Annotated in this window: 27 protein-coding genes; all 27 read left to right on the forward strand. The window is 56.8% G+C overall.

Annotated elements, in window-relative coordinates:
- Window positions 1-14 precede the first annotated feature (14 nt).
- The 27 genes from HMPREF9081_RS05370 to HMPREF9081_RS05495 all read left to right on the forward strand — a co-directional run bounded on the left by HMPREF9081_RS05370 (window position 15) and on the right by HMPREF9081_RS05495 (window position 18,247).
- Window positions 15-1,808 carry a bifunctional homocysteine S-methyltransferase/methylenetetrahydrofolate reductase gene (locus HMPREF9081_RS05370; protein ID WP_006306046.1) on the forward strand — a complete coding sequence of 598 codons (1,794 nt, stop codon included), beginning with the start codon at window positions 15-17 and terminating at the stop codon, window positions 1,806-1,808.
- Window positions 1,805-2,332, forward strand: coding sequence for a nitroreductase (locus tag HMPREF9081_RS05375; protein ID WP_006306047.1), 528 nt, complete (start codon window positions 1,805-1,807; stop codon window positions 2,330-2,332). The genes HMPREF9081_RS05370 and HMPREF9081_RS05375 overlap by 4 nt, the downstream gene beginning before the upstream one ends.
- A gap of 139 nt (window positions 2,333-2,471) precedes the next feature.
- Window positions 2,472-3,098, forward strand: a complete 627-nt coding sequence (locus HMPREF9081_RS05380) for a phosphoribosylanthranilate isomerase (protein WP_006306048.1) — start codon at window positions 2,472-2,474, stop codon at window positions 3,096-3,098.
- Window positions 3,099-3,154: 56 nt separating this feature from the next.
- Complete coding sequence (gene trpC, locus HMPREF9081_RS05385) at window positions 3,155-3,940, forward strand: indole-3-glycerol phosphate synthase TrpC (RefSeq protein WP_040394582.1); 786 nt, start codon at window positions 3,155-3,157, stop codon at window positions 3,938-3,940.
- A gap of 3 nt (window positions 3,941-3,943) precedes the next feature.
- Window positions 3,944-5,131, forward strand: a complete 1,188-nt coding sequence (gene trpB, locus HMPREF9081_RS05390; RefSeq protein ID WP_006306050.1) for a tryptophan synthase subunit beta — start codon at window positions 3,944-3,946, stop codon at window positions 5,129-5,131.
- Window positions 5,128-5,913, forward strand: a complete 786-nt coding sequence (gene trpA, locus HMPREF9081_RS05395) for a tryptophan synthase subunit alpha (protein WP_006306051.1) — start codon at window positions 5,128-5,130, stop codon at window positions 5,911-5,913. The genes trpB and trpA overlap by 4 nt, the downstream gene beginning before the upstream one ends.
- A 29-nt stretch (window positions 5,914-5,942) precedes the next feature.
- A complete protein-coding gene (locus HMPREF9081_RS14795) occupies window positions 5,943-6,149 on the forward strand; it encodes a sugar phosphate isomerase family (RefSeq protein ID WP_006306052.1) in 207 nt (68 codons plus the stop codon).
- A 17-nt stretch (window positions 6,150-6,166) separates the two neighbouring features.
- The gene (locus HMPREF9081_RS05400) at window positions 6,167-6,850 is read left to right on the forward strand and encodes a fructose-6-phosphate aldolase (RefSeq protein ID WP_006306053.1); all 684 of its coding nucleotides are present in this window, start codon (window positions 6,167-6,169) and stop codon (window positions 6,848-6,850) included.
- 26 nt (window positions 6,851-6,876) lie between these two features.
- The gene (locus tag HMPREF9081_RS05405; protein ID WP_006306054.1) at window positions 6,877-7,155 is read left to right on the forward strand and encodes a hypothetical protein; all 279 of its coding nucleotides are present in this window, start codon (window positions 6,877-6,879) and stop codon (window positions 7,153-7,155) included.
- A gap of 43 nt (window positions 7,156-7,198) precedes the next feature.
- Complete coding sequence (locus HMPREF9081_RS05410; RefSeq protein ID WP_006306055.1) at window positions 7,199-7,450, forward strand: hypothetical protein; 252 nt, start codon at window positions 7,199-7,201, stop codon at window positions 7,448-7,450.
- A 123-nt stretch (window positions 7,451-7,573) separates the two neighbouring features.
- Complete coding sequence (locus HMPREF9081_RS05415) at window positions 7,574-8,224, forward strand: HAD family hydrolase (protein ID WP_006306056.1); 651 nt, start codon at window positions 7,574-7,576, stop codon at window positions 8,222-8,224.
- Between the two features lie 69 nt (window positions 8,225-8,293).
- Entirely contained in the window at window positions 8,294-8,545 is a 252-nt protein-coding gene (locus tag HMPREF9081_RS05420) for an IreB family regulatory phosphoprotein (RefSeq protein ID WP_006306057.1), read from the forward strand.
- Entirely contained in the window at window positions 8,542-8,967 is a 426-nt protein-coding gene (ruvX, locus tag HMPREF9081_RS05425; protein WP_006306058.1) for a Holliday junction resolvase RuvX, read from the forward strand. Before HMPREF9081_RS05420 ends, ruvX begins: the two co-directional genes overlap by 4 nt.
- Window positions 8,968-9,000: 33 nt before the next feature.
- Complete coding sequence (locus tag HMPREF9081_RS05430; protein ID WP_040394585.1) at window positions 9,001-9,303, forward strand: DUF1292 domain-containing protein; 303 nt, start codon at window positions 9,001-9,003, stop codon at window positions 9,301-9,303.
- Between the two features lie 79 nt (window positions 9,304-9,382).
- Window positions 9,383-10,480, forward strand: coding sequence for an endolytic transglycosylase MltG (gene mltG / locus HMPREF9081_RS05435; RefSeq protein ID WP_006306060.1), 1,098 nt, complete (start codon window positions 9,383-9,385; stop codon window positions 10,478-10,480).
- A gap of 18 nt (window positions 10,481-10,498) precedes the next feature.
- The gene (locus HMPREF9081_RS05440; RefSeq protein ID WP_006306061.1) at window positions 10,499-11,737 is read left to right on the forward strand and encodes a peptidase U32 family protein; all 1,239 of its coding nucleotides are present in this window, start codon (window positions 10,499-10,501) and stop codon (window positions 11,735-11,737) included.
- On the forward strand, window positions 11,737-12,018 hold the full coding sequence (locus tag HMPREF9081_RS05445) for an acylphosphatase (protein WP_040394587.1): 282 nt from the start codon (window positions 11,737-11,739) through the stop codon (window positions 12,016-12,018). The genes HMPREF9081_RS05440 and HMPREF9081_RS05445 overlap by 1 nt, the downstream gene beginning before the upstream one ends.
- Window positions 12,019-12,026: 8 nt before the next feature.
- The gene (gene aroQ / locus HMPREF9081_RS05450) at window positions 12,027-12,470 is read left to right on the forward strand and encodes a type II 3-dehydroquinate dehydratase (RefSeq protein ID WP_006306063.1); all 444 of its coding nucleotides are present in this window, start codon (window positions 12,027-12,029) and stop codon (window positions 12,468-12,470) included.
- The gene (locus tag HMPREF9081_RS05455; protein ID WP_006306064.1) at window positions 12,467-13,543 is read left to right on the forward strand and encodes a M24 family metallopeptidase; all 1,077 of its coding nucleotides are present in this window, start codon (window positions 12,467-12,469) and stop codon (window positions 13,541-13,543) included. The genes aroQ and HMPREF9081_RS05455 overlap by 4 nt, the downstream gene beginning before the upstream one ends.
- 49 nt (window positions 13,544-13,592) lie before the next feature.
- The gene (efp, locus tag HMPREF9081_RS05460) at window positions 13,593-14,150 is read left to right on the forward strand and encodes an elongation factor P (protein WP_006306065.1); all 558 of its coding nucleotides are present in this window, start codon (window positions 13,593-13,595) and stop codon (window positions 14,148-14,150) included.
- A gap of 25 nt (window positions 14,151-14,175) precedes the next feature.
- Window positions 14,176-14,592 carry an Asp23/Gls24 family envelope stress response protein gene (locus HMPREF9081_RS05465; protein ID WP_006306066.1) on the forward strand — a complete coding sequence of 139 codons (417 nt, stop codon included), beginning with the start codon at window positions 14,176-14,178 and terminating at the stop codon, window positions 14,590-14,592.
- A 21-nt stretch (window positions 14,593-14,613) separates the two neighbouring features.
- Window positions 14,614-15,192 (forward strand): alkaline shock response membrane anchor protein AmaP, encoded by a 579-nt coding sequence (gene amaP, locus HMPREF9081_RS05470; RefSeq protein WP_006306067.1) that lies wholly within the window; start codon window positions 14,614-14,616, stop codon window positions 15,190-15,192.
- Window positions 15,193-15,204: 12 nt separating this feature from the next.
- A complete protein-coding gene (locus tag HMPREF9081_RS05475) occupies window positions 15,205-15,450 on the forward strand; it encodes a DUF2273 domain-containing protein (RefSeq protein ID WP_006306068.1) in 246 nt (81 codons plus the stop codon).
- A complete protein-coding gene (gene nusB, locus HMPREF9081_RS05480) occupies window positions 15,447-15,857 on the forward strand; it encodes a transcription antitermination factor NusB (RefSeq protein WP_006306069.1) in 411 nt (136 codons plus the stop codon). The genes HMPREF9081_RS05475 and nusB overlap by 4 nt, the downstream gene beginning before the upstream one ends.
- A gap of 81 nt (window positions 15,858-15,938) precedes the next feature.
- Window positions 15,939-17,144, forward strand: coding sequence for an exodeoxyribonuclease VII large subunit (gene xseA / locus HMPREF9081_RS05485; protein ID WP_006306070.1), 1,206 nt, complete (start codon window positions 15,939-15,941; stop codon window positions 17,142-17,144).
- Window positions 17,134-17,370 carry an exodeoxyribonuclease VII small subunit gene (gene xseB, locus HMPREF9081_RS05490; protein ID WP_006306071.1) on the forward strand — a complete coding sequence of 79 codons (237 nt, stop codon included), beginning with the start codon at window positions 17,134-17,136 and terminating at the stop codon, window positions 17,368-17,370. Before xseA ends, xseB begins: the two co-directional genes overlap by 11 nt.
- A gap of 1 nt (window position 17,371) precedes the next feature.
- Window positions 17,372-18,247, forward strand: coding sequence for a polyprenyl synthetase family protein (locus tag HMPREF9081_RS05495; protein WP_006306072.1), 876 nt, complete (start codon window positions 17,372-17,374; stop codon window positions 18,245-18,247).

The raw sequence follows: 18,247 nt of genomic DNA on the forward strand, positions 1-18,247 counted from the left end.
GGAGGCTCATACATATGACGCAGGAGCGCATCGATATACGGGAACACATACGAAAAGAGCCGCTCGTCTTTGATGGTGGCATGGGTACGTATTACGCGCAGAGGACGCATACGCGCGGCAAGGGCGTGGAACTCGCGAACATCGAAACACCTCTTGTCGTTGAGGAGATCCATACGGAGTATCTGCGTGCAGGCGCGCACGCAATCAAGACGAATACGTTTGCAGCGAACCGCATCGTCTATCAGGGGGACACGCCGCTCGTCGAGGGCATCCTCCGCACGGGATGGACGCTTGCCGCACGCGCCGCAGAGCCGTTCGGGGCATATGTCTTTGCTGACATCGGCCCCGTCACGGGGCTGCCGCCTGCGGATATTGTCGAGGAATACCGCTTCCTGAGCGATATCTTCCTCGCTGCGGGCGCACGGCACTTCATCTTTGAGACGAATTCCTCTGCGGAGGGGCTGGTTGAGACCGCCGCACATATCAAGCAGATCTGCCCCGAGGCGTTCGTCCTGACCTCGTTTTCCGCCTTCCCCGGCGGGTATACGCGCGACGGCTTCTTCATCGAGGAGCTTGTGCGCGTGGTTACGGAGAGCGGCTACATCGACGCAGTCGGCTTCAACTGTGTCAGCGGTGTCCAGTCGATGAAGGAGCTCGTGCACCTCCTCGGTGCATGCTCCCTGCCGCTCTCCCTCATGCCGAATGCGGGACATCCGATCGTCATCGACGGGCGCACCTTCTATGAGAGTGCGCCGAAGTACTTTGGAGAAGGACTTGCCGCCCTTGTGCGCGACGGCGTTTCCATTGTCGGCGGCTGCTGCGGCACGACGCCGGAGCATATCCGCGCACTCTGTGCCGCACTTGCAGATCGCGGGCATGCTTCGGAGGATGCAGGAGCATGGCAGACGCGCACGGAGCTCGTCCCCTCGCGCAGCCCCTTCTTCGATGCTCTGAAGGCGGGGGAGATGCCCATTGCCGTCGAACTCGATCCGCCCGATACCGGAAATGCGGATAAATTTATGGCGGGGGCACGGGAACTGCAGGCGGCGGGGGTTTCTGCCATCACGATCGCAGATAATCCCATCGCGCGCGCACGCATGGACGCGGCAATGCTCGCAGGGCGCGTGCACCGCAGCCTTGGACTCGAACCGATTCCGCATATGACCTGCCGCGACCGCAACCTCAACGCGATCAAGTCCATCCTCCTCGGTCTGAGTGCCGAGGGCGTGCACAATATGATTGCGATCACGGGCGATCCGATTCCGACGGCAGAGCGCGACGAGGTGAAGAGCGTCTATCAGTTCAACTCGCGCAAACTCTCCGCATTCATCACGAACCTCGGCGAGCGCGGTGATGTAGTGCCGTTCCACATATTCGGGGCGCTTAATGTGAACTCGCAGCATTTTCCATCGCAGCTCGGTCTCGCGAAAAAGAAGATGGAGGCGGGCATGACGGGCTTCTTCACACAGCCCGTTCTGAGCGCGCGGGCGAAGGAGAACATGCGCACGGCACGCGACACTCTGCCCGGAGCACTGATCCTCGGCGGCATCATGCCCGTTGTCAGCGAGCGCAACGCGCGCTTTATGGAGAGTGAGATCTCGGGCATTCACGTCGAGGAGCGCATCATCAATGCCTATCACGGGTTGGATCGTGCGGAGGCGGAGGAGCTTGCCGTGAAGCTCTCGCTCGAGATCGCGAAGGACATCGAGCCGTACATCGACGGTTACTATATCATCACGCCGTTTGCGCGGACCGCACTCGTCGCGCGCATCGTCGCAGGTATCAAGGCAAGGAGGTCAGGACAATGAACAGCACCATCAAAGATATGATCGAACGCCGTAGCATTCGGAAATTTAGAGCCGACGAAGTGCCGCAGGCACTCATCGACGAGGTGATCGAGGCGGGGCTCTATGCCGCGAGCGGGAAGGGCAAGCAGTCACCGATCATCGTCGCCGTGACGAATCCCGATCTGCGCACACAGATCTCGCGCGACAACTGCCGCATCGGCGGCTGGCAGGAGGGACATGACCCATTCTATGGAGCGCCTGTCATCCTTATGGTACTTGCACCGAAGGTCGTTCCTACGGCGGTTGAGGACGGCAGCCTCGTCCTCGGCAACCTCATGCTCGCGGGGCATGCACTTGGGCTTGGCACGATCTGGATCAACCGCGCGAAGGAGGCGTTCGAAGAGCCTTACTACAAAGACCTGTTGAAAAAGATCGGTATTGAGGGCGAATACATCGGCGTCGGGCACTGCGCGCTCGGCTACCGCGACGGCGATTTGCCAAAGCCGCCTGCACGCCGCGCGAATCGTGTGTACTACGTCTCGTAAAGGATGCGCACTGAATTTATCAGCGATTCCCTAGTTTTTTTGACCCCAAAACCGCCGCATCGCTCGATATACGGCGGTTTTTCATTTGACAAAGAAAGTTTCTTCCTTTACTATCATAAAGTATGAATGGAGGGATACGATGCGTGTAAAGATGTGCGGGATGAAAACAACTACAATGGCTCGTGCGGCAGAGGCGGCAGGTGCGGACTACGTCGGCTTTATCTTTGCAGAAAAGAGTCGGCGCTATGTCGCACCCGAGATGGCGCGCGAGATTGCGCGGCAGATCCATCGCGTGAAAAAGGTCGGCGTCTTTGTCGATGCCCCGCCGGATGAGGTGAATGCCATTGCCGCGCGCGTCGGTCTGGATTATGTGCAGCTGCATGGGCATGAGAGCGCGGAGATGGCGAAAGCATCGGCGTATCCCGTCATCAAGGCGTATCGCTACGGCGATGATTTCAGCGTGGATGCAGCGAACGCCTATCCCGCCGAGCTCATCCTGATCGACAGCTATGTGCAGGGCGCGGCGGGCGGCACGGGAATGACATTTCGTTGGCAGGAGGCGGCGCGGGAGATCACGCGCGTCACGAAGCCTGTCCTCATCGCGGGCGGCATTACGGCAGAGAATGTGGGCGAGGCGGCGGAGATTTTCCATCCCTTCGGTGTCGATGTTTCGGGGGGGCTTGAGGAGAATGGTGAGAAGTCCGAGGAGAAAATCAGAGCGTTTATGGAAGCGGTACAATTTGACAAATGCGCCATCCTCCACTAGAATGAAGAAATACGTCGCTTGACGCATCCATGAAGAGAAGCCGAAGGAGGTGCAGTGTGCGCGATATATTAGCCGAAATTGTTGAAAAAAAGCGCGCCATTGTGGCGGAGGCGAAGAAAAACCGCCCGATCGATGAACTGAAAGAAAATCTCCCGTGCGGTACGTTTCGCATGGCGGAGCACTTTCGATGGCGGGGCTGGGAACTGATCGCAGAGTGCAAACTGCAGTCGCCGGCGAAGGGACGGCTGACGACATCGCATAGCGTTTTGGAGCTTGCCGACATTTACACGGCGGCGGGTGCGGCGGTGCTCTCCGTACACACGGACCCGCATTTCCTCGGGAGCAATGAGGATTTTGCGGCGGTACGTGCGCGCGTCGATACGCCCCTGCTACGCAAGGACTTCATCATCGACCCCTATCAGGTGTATGAGGCGCGCGCCCTCGGTGCGGATGCCGTGTTGCTGATCGTGCGCATCCTGACGCCCGAGCAGCTGAAGGAACTGCTCTATCTTATATGGAGTCTCGGTATGGACGCGCTCGTAGAGGTGCATGACCGCGCAGATCTTGAGATCGCACAGCAGACGCCGGCGGAGTTCATCGGCATCAACAACCGCAATCTCGTGACCTTTGAGACGAGCGTCCAGACGACGCTTGACCTCCTGCCGTATGCAGATATGAGTCGTACGATTATCAGCGAGAGCGGCATTTTCACTTGTGATGATGCGATGTGTGTCCATAAGGCGGGCTGTAAGGGCGTGCTCGTGGGCGAGGGGCTTGTGCGTGCTGCCGATGTGGGCGCATTTGCAAAGGAACTATCCGAAGTTGGAATAAAGGAGCAATGATATATGAGCAAGAAGGGAAGATTCGGCGACTACGGCGGGCAGTATGTGCCCGAGATCGCGATGCCCGCACTGAACGAGCTGGAAGAGGCATATCTGAAGTACCGCGAGGATGAGGATTTCCTCACGGAGTTTCGCGGCTATCTCCGCGACTATGCAGGGCGTCCAACGAATCTCTACTTTGCCGAGCGGCTGACGAAGCACTACGGCAAAGCGAATATCTATTTGAAACGCGAAGACCTTCTGCATACGGGTGCGCACAAAATCAACAACGCGCTCGGGCAGGCGCTCCTCGCGAAGCGCATGGGCAAGAAGCGCATTGTTGCGGAGACGGGCGCAGGTCAGCACGGTGTCGCGACGGCGACGGTCGCGGCCCTCTTCGGCATGGAGTGTCATGTGTTCATGGGGACGGTTGACGTCGAGCGTCAGCGGCTCAACGTGTTCCGCATGCGTTTGCTCGGGGCGACAGTCATCCCCGTATCAAGCGGTACGGGGACGCTCAAGGATGCGACGAGTGAGGCGATCCGCTACTGGGCGACGAACATCACGGATACCTACTACGTGATCGGATCTGTGGTCGGTCCGCATCCGTATCCGGAGATGGTGCGCGACTTCCAGAAGGTCATCGGTGAGGAGATCCGCATGCAGTCGGCAAAGGCGTTTGACGGAAAGCCCGACTACCTCGTCGCGTGCATTGGCGGCGGCAGCAACGCAATCGGGACAGTCTATGATTTCCGTGACGATGCAGATGTCAAGAAGTTCTGCGTCGAGGGCGGCGGACGCGGCGACGCAGACGGGGACAACGCCAAGACCCTCAGCGGCGCAGGTACGTCCGGCATCCTCCACGGCGCATACAGCTATCTCCTACAGGATGCGGACGGACAGGTTGTCGAGGCGTACAGCATCTCAGCAGGTCTGGACTACCCCGGTGTCGGTCCCGAGCATTCCTATTTCAAGGACAAGGGCATCGTTACCTACGTTTCCGTGACCGATCAGGAAGCACTCGCGGCATTTCAGCGTCTCTCGCGCATCGAGGGCATCATCCCCGCGCTCGAGAGCTCGCACGCGCTTGCCTATCTCGAAAAACTCATGCCCGAGACGAAGGCGGGCGAGAATGTCGTCGTCTGCCTCTCGGGACGCGGCGATAAGGACGTGCAGATGGTCGCAAAGGAACTGGGGGAGGAGATCGCATGAGTAAGCGTCTGGATGAAAAACTCGCAAAACTGCGCGCCGAGGAGCGCACGGGGCTTTATATCTACGTCACGGCGGGCTGCCCGAGTGCAGAGGCGACCGTGGACATCGTGCGCCGTGCCGAGGAGGCGGGGGCAGATGTGATCGAACTCGGACTGCCGTTCTCCGACCCAATGGCGGATGGCCCTGTCATTCAGGAGGCGAGCATTATCGCCCTCAAGAACGGCATGACGATGAGGAAAGCGCTCGAAGTCGTCAAGGAGATTCGTAGGCACTCGGAGATTCCGCTCATCGGCATGGGCTACATCAATATGGTGCATCACTACGGCTTTGAGAAATTCGTTGAGGATTTCAAGGCGGCAGGCATGGACGGCGTGATCTTCCCCGACGTGCCGCACGAGGAGTCTGCCGATATGCGCCGCATCTGCGCTGCGCATGACTTCACCCTCACGGAGTTCATCACGCCCGGCACGACCGAGGAGCGTATGGAGAAGACGTGCAAAGACGCGCGCGGCTTTATTTACTGCATCTCGAACTACGGCGTCACGGGCGTCAAGGAGATCGACTACTCCATTATCGGCGGTGTCTGCAAGGCGGCGCGCCGCTATACGGATGTACCGCTCGCCATCGGCTTCGGCATTGGCACACCTGAGGCGGCGGCACGCGCGGGCAAGCAGGCAGACGGCGTCATCGTCGGCAGCGCCGTTGTGAAGCGTATCATTGACGGTGACATTGACGGCAGCATTCAGCTGATTGCCGATATGCGTAAAGCGTTGGATGCGTAACTAATGATAGAAGACCCCGTTTCACAGGGATGTGGGACGGGGTTTACATTCAGGAAAATTCGGATGAGAATGTCATTCTTCTTGGCGGAACCTTTCAAAAACATTCACGAGCTACGGTAAGACCGATGACGAAAGAATGTGTTCGACCGTTTCGCGTGGATAAAATCTTTGTCGGCATTGACGAGCAAGCACGGGAGAGAATGCCACGTGCGGGAATTCGCGTGACCGTGGTATAAACGGAAAGGATAGCATTATGAAATACCTGCTCGATACAGCAAATCTCGATGAGATTCGCGAACTCTGCGAATATCTGCCGGTTGCAGGCGTGACCAGCAATCCAAGCATAGTGAAGAAGGAAGGCGCAGTTCCGTTCTTCGCTCATATGCGTGAGATTCGCAGCATCATCGGCAATGTGCGCCCCCTGCATATTCAGGTAACGGCAACGGACTATGACGGCATGATGCGTGATGCAGACGCCGTGTTCCGCCATGTGGACGAAAAGGTCTACATCAAGGTGCCGGTCGACTTTGCAGGCGTCAAGGTCATCAAGGCGCTCAAGCGGCAGGGGGCGAACGTGACGGCGACGGCGGTCTACGGCATGGATCAGGCATTTATTGCACTCGAGGCGGGCGCGGACTGCATTGCACCGTATTTCAACCGCATGGAGGCGCTCGGCGTAGATGCTGCATCCGTTGTCGGCAACATCGCGGGCATCATCAACCACTACGGCTACGAAACGGAGATCCTCGCGGCGAGCTTCAAGCAGCCGACCCAGATCGACCGCGCCATCCTCGCAGGTGCACACTCTGTCACTGTTGCTCCGGATGTGCTGCGTGAAGTATTCGGCAAAAAAATCGTAAAGGATGCGGTGCAGGCATTCTCTGATGACTGGGCGAGCCTTTATGGCGGAAAGACGCTTGCGGAGCTTGAATCCTAAGAACGAAATATTGTTTTGCGGAAAATATGACGGGGCTGTTGCACGAAACAAACGTGGGTGCCACTGCTCTCACTCTTGACGGTAACCGTTTCCAGAATGCCACGAACACCCCGACAACGTGGGCAGCAGATGTGCATGCCGGCATCTTGACCTACGGAAATACGACGAATCACAACAAACTCAACGTCAACATGGGGTTGACCATCTACGAAGAACTCAAAAAGAACTACAGCTGGGATACGGGACGACACGCCATCTCGCCGATCCTGCTCTTTAAGCCTGCAAATAAAAAGTCAAGCCCCTAGACGAAAAAAACATGCGGAGTGGTGAAGTGAAGCACTATGCAGTATGCCGAGCATCCTTGAAAAACTGAATCTCCTGCGTGAAATCACCGAAGACAGCGCAGAACATCTGGCAGAGGCGAAGGACAAGGACGCACGGGGGTATCATCTCTGGGCAGCGATGGAGCAGAGCGGCATGACCGTCAAATCCGGCTCCTACAGCGACACGCAGCGACTACAGCGGCTCGCTCTATACACGGGCTGGCAGGGCAAGCGTCAGGGCTACTCCGGCGGCGCACATGTGAACTGGGCGTTCTAAACAAGAGCATTTCACCAAGTACAAAAGGCGCTTCTTAATGAAGCGTCTTTTCTTTTTTCCCATTTTGTGGTAATATCAGGCATGTAATTTTGCATGTGATAATCTGCATCTGTGGAGGGGTTCATGAAACAGGGCGCGATCTTTGATATGGACGGACTGCTCTTTGATACGGAAGTCATTTATCAGCGAGGATGGACGATCATCGCTGATGAGTTTGGTGTCGAACGAAAACCGGAACTGGGAAAGGCGTGTTGCGGAACATGCGGTGAACTGTCCGAGCAGCTTGTTCACAAGTTCCATCCAACGGTGGATGCAAAAGCTTATATTCGTCGTGTTGTTGAATATGTCCACGATGAGGCAGAAAAAAATCTGCCCGTAATGGAAGGCGTGCATGAAATCCTTCAATATTTTCATGAACATGGTGTTCGTATGGCGACGGCAAGCAGTTCGACGGTGATGCAGATTGAAACGAATCTCAGGAAAAGTGGGCTGCGGAAGTATTTCGATGCCATTGTCGGCGGTGATCTTGTGAAGAACGGGAAGCCGGCACCGGACATCTTTTTGCTTGCGGCAGAGCGGATCGAAATGTCGCCGACGGACTGCTATGTGTTCGAGGACGGTTATAACGGTCTGCGCGGCGCTGCTACAGCGGGCTGTGCACCTGTGATGATTCCGGATACCATGCTGCCGACAGATGAGATGCGCGATCTCTGTGTCGGTATTTATCCGTCTCTCATGGCTGCGATGGATGCCATTCAGCAGGGCGCACTATAGAGGAAGCACTGATAACTGAAGGTCTATTTTATCAGCGATTCCTAGAATTTCCTCAGTGAGGTGAATCAAATGGATGAACAGAAGACAATGATGTTCTCCTTCGGTGAAGATAAGCCAAAGGCGGATGTTGTCATACGGGAGGTCGCTGCGGCGATGCGAGAGAAGGGCTATAACCCGATCAATCAGTTGGTCGGCTACCTGCTCTCCGGCGATCCGGCATATGTGACGAGCCACCAAGACGCGCGGAGCAAGATTCGTAGTCTCGAGCGCGACGAACTCCTCGACGAGCTTGTGCGCTTCTATTTGGAGCATGAGAAGTGAGGCGCTATTTGTCGCTCGACATCGGGGATGCGACGATCGGCATTGCTGTCAGTGATCTGCTTGGACTCACGGCGCAGGGCGTTGAGACGATCCGCCGTACGGCGCTCTCTGCCGATCTCGACCGCCTCGCGGTGCTCGTGCAGGAGTATGAGCCGGCGGCGTTCGTTGCGGGGCTGCCGAAGCATATGAATGGGGATGAGGGGTCGCGTTGTGAGATTGTCCGTGCTTTTATGGCGAATGTTGCGGAGCGCTTTCCCGCGATTGAGATACACTACTGGGATGAGCGCCTCTCGACAGTCGCCGCCTCACGTGCGCTTCTCGAGGGGGATGTTTCGCGCAGGAAGCGCCGCAAGGTCATCGACAAGATGGCGGCAGTCTACATACTGCAGGGCTTTTTGGATCGGCAGCAGCATTTGAAATAAATGTGTGCCGATATGCAGCAAAGGAGTACGAAAATGGCAGAACATGAGGAACTGCACGATGAAGACGTCATTGTCGTCATGACGAATGAGGACGGCGACGAACTTTACTATCGTGAGGAGATGATTATCCCCATCGGGGAGGATCGCTTTGCCGTTCTGGTCGCACTCAATGTTTCCTCGGAGGAGGATCTTGAGAACGCCGAGGAAGGTGATGAGGCGACGATCGCGAAGATAGTCACCGACGAGGACGGTGAGGATATCTACACCGATCCGACGGATGAGGAGTTCGATGCGGTGCGCCGTGCCTATGAACTGCTGGAGGACGAGGAAGTGTGAGGAAAGAAAAGGAGGCTGTCATCCGAGGGAGATGACAGCTTTTTCGTAGGGAGTTGTACGAAGAGAGGGAGGATTCGTTTTGAAGGAGTCATTGAAGGGAATAGCGGACTTCTTGAATAACGACGGATTGCGGCAGGCATTTAACGCTGTCTATCGCGGGAAGGGGACACCGCTCCAGAAAAAAATTGTATTTGGAATTCCGGCGCTGGCAATTTTATTTGTCATGGTGGTCGCGTTCGTCATCATTCCATTGGCCGGATCTTCTTCCTATACGGGGGAGCGTGGGGTTCCAGTTTACTTTACCGTTCGTCCGGGTATGAGCGTGAGTGAGATCGGGAAAGAACTGTATGAACGCGGTATTATCGACAGTGAGATGAATTTCTGGTGGACGGCGAAGCTGAACGGTTTCGAGAACAAGGTAAAGAGCGGCACGTTTGCCATGCAGACAGGGATGACGCCGCGCGATGCGCTTGAGATATTGGTCTATGGAAATACGGTCACGATCCGCTTTACGATACCTGAGGGCTTCAGCGTGCGTGATATCGCGCAGCGACTTGATGATGAGGGACTGGTCAAGGCGGATGCGTTCATATCGCTTGCCAAGACATACCGCCCCTATCCCTATGTCGAGGAGCACGAGAATGTGCGCTATGCGGTAGAGGGGTTTCTCTTTCCGGATACCTATGAGATCAACGGGGAATTTGACGCTGCGCGCATCATGCAGATGATGGCAGAGAACTTCGACCGCCGTCTGACAAAGGAAATGCGTGATCGTGCGAGGGAGATGGACCTCTCGATCTATGAACTCGTGACGCTTGCCTCGCTTGTGGAGAAGGAGGCATATCACGAGGAGGATCGTCCGATCATTGCGCAGATTTTCCTGAAGCGCCTGCGCCTTGGTATGCCGCTGCAGGCAGATCCCACGGTGCAGTATCTGCTCGATGCGCCGAAGGAGGATCTGCTCTACCGTGATACGGAGATCGAGTCGCCATACAATACCTATCAAAATGTCGGGCTGCCGCCGGGACCGATCGCAAGCCCCGGGACGGCGTCGCTGATGGCGGTGCTGCATCCGGCAGATACGAACTATCTGTACTTCGTTGCCGATCGAAACGGGAATAACTACTATGCGACGAATTATGCGGATCATCTCGCACTGGTCGATCAGGTGCGCTGAGTCCTGCGGAGGTGATGAATGAGAAAGAAACCTGAACTGCTGGCGCCTGCGGGGACGATGGAGAAACTGCAAATGGCACTCGCCTACGGTGCGGATGCGGCATATCTCGGCGGTGCGCAGTTTGGGCTGCGTGCGTTCGGCGGCAACTTTACGAATGAGGAGATACGCGCGGCGGTGAACCTCGCGCATGGTGTTGGGAAGAAGATCTATGTGACGGTCAATGTATTCCCGCACAACGATGATCTCGTATCTCTGCCGGACTACCTGCGCTTTCTTGCGGACGTGGAAGTGGATGCCGTACTTGTCGCCGATCTCGGTGTCTTTATGCTGGCGCGTGAGGTCGCCCCGCAGCTGCCCGTGCATATCAGTACGCAGGCGAACAATGTGAACTGGCGCACGGTGCGCGCGTGGCAGGAGCTCGGTGCGGAGCGCGTCGTGCTTGCACGCGAGCTCTCACGTGAGGAGATCCGCGAGATACGCCGTCATACGGATGTGGAGCTGGAACTCTTCGTGCACGGGGCGATGTGCATCTCCTACTCGGGACGATGCCTGCTCAGCAGCTATTTCACGGGCCGCGATGCGAACCGCGGCGGCTGTGCCCAGTCCTGTCGATGGAAATACGCGCTCGTGGAGGAGTCGCGCCCCGGTGAGTGCTATTCGATCGAGGAGGATGCGCGCGGCACCTACATCATGAACTCGAAGGATCTCTGTTTGCTGCCATATCTGGACGAGGTCGTGGACTCCGGCATTGACAGTCTCAAGATCGAGGGACGCATGAAGAGTGTTCACTATGTCGCAAGCGTGGTCAAGGCGTATCGTATGGCACTCGATGCCTGTCTTACGGACACCTCTTATAAGGTGCGCGAGGAGTGGCTGACGGAGCTCGAAAAGGTCTCGCACCGTTCCTATACAACGGGCTTTTTCTTTGGAAAGACGACGGAGGCGGATCAGATCTACGGTTCGTCCTCCTATGAACAGACCTCGGATTTTGTCGGGCTTGTGCGCGCCTATGATGAGAAAACGAAGATCGCAGCGGTGGAACAGCGCAATAACATGAAGTTGGGGCAGGAGATCGAGATCTTTCAGCCCGTGGGTGCGTCGTTTCGTCAGAAACTCGCGGAGATGTGGGACACAGAGGGGCAGGAGATTGCAGCAGCTCCACATCCGCAGCAGATCATCCGCATGCGGATGGCACAGCCAGTTGAGGTGAACAGTATTCTGCGCCGCGATGTGCCGATCAAGAAGGAGGAACAATGATGTCTGATGTGATTCGTCGATACGCATGTGCCGCCGGGCGCGTGCAGGGCGTGGGTTTCCGTATGTTCGTTCGTCAGCAGGCGGTGATGAACGACATCACGGGCTGGGTGATGAATATGTCCGACGGCACGGTGACGATGGAACTGCAGGGGGCAGCATCTGCGGTCGAGGCGGCGTTTGCGGCAATGCGCGCGGGCAATTACTTTATCCGTGTGGAACGCCTCGATATTGAGGAACGCAAGCCTGTGGACGGCGAGCGTGATTTCTCGATTCGCTATTAGGAGCTATCATGGGAAAGATATTGGTACTGAACGGGCCGAATCTCAATCTGCTTGGCATGCGGGAGCCTGAGATTTACGGCTCATTAACACTTGCGGATATCAACAGGCGTATGCGTCACCGCGCTTCGGAAGTGGGACTGGAGATCACGTTTATGCAGTCAAATCACGAGGGCGTGCTTGTGGATGCAATACAAGCGGCGCGTGGGACGACGGACTACATCATCCTGAACGCAGCCGCATTTACCCACTACAGCATTGCGATCCGCGACGCGATTGCGGCGGTTGATGTGCCCGTCATCGAGGTGCATCTCTCGAATATCCATAAGAGAGAGGAATTCCGTCACAAATCTGTGATCGCACCCGTTGTGCTCGGACAGATCGCAGGATTCGGTGCGGAAAGCTATCTGGCGGCACTCGAGATCATTATCTTGCGGATGGGAGACATGCGATGAACATGGAAGCGCGTATTGCGCGTCTGCGGGCACTGCTCGCAGAAAAAGTTGTGGACGCCGTTCTCGTTACGAAGGAAGAGAATGTTCACTACTTCAGCGGTTTTCGGGGAGATTCGACCGCGCTTCTCGTGACGCCCGAGCAGCTCATTCTCGTAACAGACAGCCGCTATACGGAGCAGGCGGCAGCGGAGGCACCCGCCTATGAGATTGTGGAGCAGAGGGACGGGCTTTATAAGAAGATCGCAGAGGTTGCAATGGACTGCGGCATCATTGCGCTTGCTTTTGAGGGAGGCGTACTGAGTTACGATTCCTACACGAAAATGCAGGGGCTGCTCGGTGAGATTTCCTTTGACACCTCGCTGAATCTCGATCCTCTGCGGCAGGTGAAGGATGCTGACGAGATCGCACTCATTCGCCGTGCGTGCAAAATTGCGGATGAGGGCTTTGCCCATATCCTTTCATACATTCAGCCCGGCATGACGGAGATGGAAGTCGCGGCAGAGCTCGAGCATCATATGCGGACGCTCGGCTCGGAGCGTCCCGCATTCCAGACGATCATCGCCTCGGGCGTGCGCGGCAGTCTGCCGCATGGTGTGGCAAGCGATAAGATGATTGTGCGCGGCGAGCTTGTAACGATGGATTTCGGTGCGGTCTGTGCGGGCTATCACTCGGATATCACGCGGACGATCTGTGTGGGACGTGCGGACGCACGTCAACGTGAAGTCTATGACGCCGTGCTTACGGCACAGCAGTGTGCACTTGCTGCGATTCGTCCGAATGTGACAGGTGTCGAGGTCGACCGTGTGGCGCGGGATTCTCTCGCGGAGCACAATCTCAATCAGTATTTCGGGCACGGACTCGGGCACAGTCTCGGTCTCGAGATTCATGAGGAGCCGCGCCTTTCAAAGGCAGGAGAGACGCTTTTGCAGCCGAATATGCTGATTACGGATGAGCCGGGCGTATATATTCCCGGGTGGGGCGGCATCCGCATCGAGGATACGGTGCTCATTACCACAGACGGCGCGGAGCCGCTGACGCACGCACCAAAAGAATTTATTGAAATCTGCATATAAAACCGTTATAATATGCAAAGATAATGTATTGTATGGAGGAACGAATGATATGATTAACAGCACCGATTTCCGCACCGGCCTTACCATTGAATACGATGGGGGCGTCTGGCAGATTGTCGATTTCCAGCACGTGAAGCCGGGGAAGGGTGCTGCGTTCGTCCGTACAAAGATCAAGAACGTCGAGACCGGCGCCGTAATCGAGCGTACGTTCAACCCAAACGAGAAGATGCCCGCAGCGCATCTTGAGACGCACACGATGCAGTATCTCTATGAGGCGGACGGCGTCTATACGTTCATGAACACGGAGACATACGAGCAGTCCGAGCTGACACGAGATCAGCTCGGCGATGCGCTGAACTACCTTATGGAGAACATGGAGGTGGCGATGCAGCAGTTCAAGGGGCGGATCATCGGCATTCAGCTCCCGAACTCCGTCAGCCTCAAGGTCGTCGAGTGTGAGCCGAGTGTCAAGGGCAATACGGCGACGGGCGCGACGAAGATGGCAAAGGTTGAGACCGGCTACGAGGTTCGCGTGCCGCTCTTCATCAATGAGGGCGATGTGCTCCGCATTGATACGCGCACGGGCAACTACATCGAGCGCGGTTAAGCACAATTTAGGATTTTTCCTGTGAATGGAGGATATGGAAATGGACAACGAGAAGAACGCAGTAAAAAAGGAAAACGGGCTGGGCACGATCCGCGTCGCGGATGAGGTCGTCAGCATCATCGCGGGTCTTGCGACGACGGAGGTCGAGGGAATTGCGGGGATGAGTGGCGGCATTGCCGGCGGCATCGCTGAGATCCTTGGCCGCAAGAATTTCTCGAAGGGTGTCAAGGTCGAGGTGGGCGAGAAGGAGGCTGCCGTCGATCTCTATATTATCGTGAAGTACGGTATCCGCATTCCGGAAGTGGCGCTTGCCGCGCAGGAGAATGTCAAGCGTGCGATTGAAACGATGACCGGTCTCACAGTGGTTGAGGTGAATGTGCACGTGCAGGGCGTCGGCTTCCCCGAGGAGGAACCGAAGGGTGAGGAAGCGCGTGTACGCTAAAGAGGAGCGAGGGGCTAAGCGATGGGAATCTTAAATCGTCTGCTGCTCCTGCCCTATGCGTTGTGCACGATGGCACTTGCCATTGTTGTGGCCGCCGTGGCTCTGCGGATTATACCCGAGAACATCTGGCTGAATGAACTGCGCTATGCCCTTTCCCGTCAGGAACTGCTGGCGGTGTGCGGCGTATTCTTTTTGGTCAGCCTCAAGCTGTTCTTTGCGGTATTTTCCAGAACATCGAGCTCTGCGCGGACGCATGGCGAGTTCATGGTCGTCAACACCCCGGCAGGTGCCGTGCAGGTAGCGCTGTCTGCCGTACGCGGCATCGTCGAGCGTGAGGTCCTTTCCATGCAGGGGGTTCGGACGGCGTCTGCCGTGATCTCTGTGCAGGACGCACCGAAGGACTCCGTGGAAACGCCCATGCAGGTGGAGCTCAAGATCACGCTCGCGGATCATATAAGTCTGACTGCGATCTCGGAGGAGTTGACGCAGCGTGTGCGCCAAAATCTCCACGATGTGCTCGGTCTTGTGGATGTCCCCGTAATGCTCCGCGTAACGGAGATAGCGAATGCCGCCGGCGGCGCCAAGCGCTCAATATCTTAGTGGGGGAGCGGTATGAAAGAAAATCTTCTGCGCGTCCTCCAAGAGCAGTGGGAGAATCATCGCGGGCGGACGGCAGGTCTGCTGCTCGGGGCGTTGTTCGGCATATTCGTCCTGCTCTTTGGCTTTTGGAGCATGGTGTTTATCATCCTCTGTGCAGGCATCGGTATGTATATCGGTTTGCGCGTGGAGCGCGTTGGCAGTTGGTCGGAACTGATTGATACATCAGCCTTGAGCCGATTCTTTCGGAGGATGCCATGAGTCGAAGGCATGCGCGGGAAGCCGCGCTTCTGACTCTGTTTCAGTTGGAGTTCGGTGAAGGTGGGGCTTCGGCGGAGCGCGCGAGTGATCTTGCGATCGATGAGGTCGAGGGGATCAAGGAGAATGATCTGTCCTATGCACATGCGCTTGTTCATGGGACGTGTGCACATCTCGCGGAGATTGATGAGGAGATTGCGCGTCTCGCGAAGGAGTGGAAACTCCATCGCATGGCTGCCGTGGATCGAAATCTCATTCGCATGGCGTACTACGAGATGCGATATCAGGAGGAGCGCATTGATCCGCCTATTGCCATCAATGAGGCGGTCGAGCTTGCAAAAAAATACGGCTCGGATGAAGCGAGCCGCTATGTAAACGGGATCCTTGCTGCAATGCAAAAGTCTGTTTGAGCAATCAATGATAAAGAAAGAATCCGTTGCGCGAGAGTTTCGTGCAATGGTTCTTTTTTTATCAATGTGGAAAGGCATTTTATGACCGTTCACTCTGTCAGCGATGTGACACGCTATATCAAGGGACTGTTCGAGGGCGAGGCGATCCTCTCGGATATTCTCATACGCGGCGAAGTTTCCAATTTCAAACGCTACCCTTCGGGGCACTGCTATTTTACGCTTAAGGACGCGGGCGCGAGCATGAAATGCGTCATGTTCAACGGCTACGCACGCAATCTTCGCTTTACCCCGGAGAATGGGATGCAGGTTATCACAGGCGGCAGCGTGTCCGTATATGAGCGCGATGGTGCCTATCAGCTCTACGTGAATTCGATGACGCCGGAGGGGGCGGGGGCACTTGCTCTTGCCTTCGAGCAGATCAAGGAGAAGCTGTATGCCGAGGGGCTTTTTGACGAAGTACATAAGCAGCCTCTTCCTCGCTTCCCGCGCCGACTCGGGATCGTCACCTCGTCTGCCGGCGCTGTGCTGCGCGATATCCACAATGTAGCGAAGCGGCGCTGGCCGAGCGTCCAGCTGATCCTCCATCCTGTCCTCGTGCAGGGGGCGGAGGCGGCGGGACAGATCGCGGCGGCGATTCGGTTCTTCAATGAGAAATATCCCGTGGATGTGCTCATCGTGGGACGCGGCGGCGGCTCGGCTGAGGATCTCTGGGCGTTTAACGAGGAGCCGGTTGTGCGCGCGATTTACGACTCGAAGATTCCTGTGATCTCGGCTGTCGGACATGAGACGGATACGACACTTGCGGACTTTGTCAGCGATCGCCGTGCGGCAACGCCGTCACAGGCGGCAGAGTTTGCCGTACCCGATGCGGCGGAACTGCGTCAGTATGCGGCGGGTCTTCTTGTGCGCCTTCATGCGGGGCGCAGACGCCGGATGGAACAGCGCAGGGAGCAGCTCAAAGCACTTATCGATCGTCCGTGGCGCCGGAATCCGAAACTCCTGCTCGCATCCGCCATGCAGCGTACCGATCGCACTGTGGAGCGCCTGCATCGTGCAGCGCAGACGGAACGCACGAACGCACGGCATCGTCTTGAACTCGTGCTGAAGCGGTTGGAACTCCTGAATCCTGTGCAGATGCTCTATCGTGGATTCAGCGTAGTGGAGAAGGACGGAAAAACGATAACGCGATCAAAGGCGCTTGCGGTCGGCGATCATCTGAATATTACATTTGCGGACGGAAAAATATCTGCCGTGGTTGAGGCAAAGGAGAAGCAGCATGGCGCGTAAGAAAGAGATGGCGTTCGAGGAGGCACTTGGTGCATTGGAGCAGATCGTCGCGGAGATCGAGACGGGCGAACTCTCGCTCGCGGATCTCATGGCAAAGTATTCGGAGGGTATCAAGCTGTCCGATGTTTGTATGACCTCTCTTAAACGTGCCGAGGAGACGATGGATCTCTTGGTGAAGGAGACGGCAAACGGTGTTTCGGAAGAAAAGCTGCAGATCGGAGGCTGAGATGAAGGAACTCTGGAAGAAACGGCAGGCACTCGTCGAGCGCGCTCTAACGGAGGAGATGGCGAAGACACCTGTGCTGGACGATACGCTGCGCGCATCGATGGAGTACAGTCTGATGGCGGGCGGGAAGCGTCTGCGCCCCGTCCTCCTGATGGCGGCAGCAGATGCCGTCGGTGCGGACGGGACGAAGTTCCTGCCCGTGGCATGTGCGCTCGAGATGATTCATACCTACTCACTCATCCACGATGATCTGCCCGCGATGGACAATGACAATCTGCGGCGTGGCAAGCCGACGAACCATGTAAAGTTTAGCGAGGGGATTGCGATTCTTGCGGGGGACGCTCTTCTCACGCTTGCGTTCACGGTGATCCTGCGGCAGAAGGATGTGCCTGCCGAGGCGCTTCTGCGCGTGGTGGACGAGATCAGCCGTGCGGCAGGCGCCGAGGGCATGGTCGGCGGGCAGGTGCTCGACCTCGCGGCGGAGAACTGTCAGATTACGATGGAGGAGCTGCGCCGTGTCCATATGGGCAAGACGGGTGCGCTCTTTCATGCGGCGTTGCGCAGCGGAGCAATCCTCGCGGGGGCATCGGAGGAGCAGCTCGCGGTGCTCACGGCATATGCCGATCACTTTGGACTTGCGTTCCAGATCACGGACGATATCCTCGATGTCATCGGCAGCGCCGAGGAGCTTGGCAAGCCCGTCGGCAGTGACGAGAAGAATCACAAGTCGACCTATGTGTCGCTGACCTCGCTCGCGGAGGCACAGGAACTGGCGCGCAATACGGTTGAGGAGGCAGTCGCTGCCCTTGACGGATTCGGCACGGAGGCAGACTTCCTGCGTGCGCTTGTGACATATCTTGTGAATCGGAAGCAGTAG

The organism is Centipeda periodontii DSM 2778, from assembly GCF_000213975.1.
Lineage (GTDB): Bacteria > Bacillota > Negativicutes > Selenomonadales > Selenomonadaceae > Centipeda > Centipeda periodontii.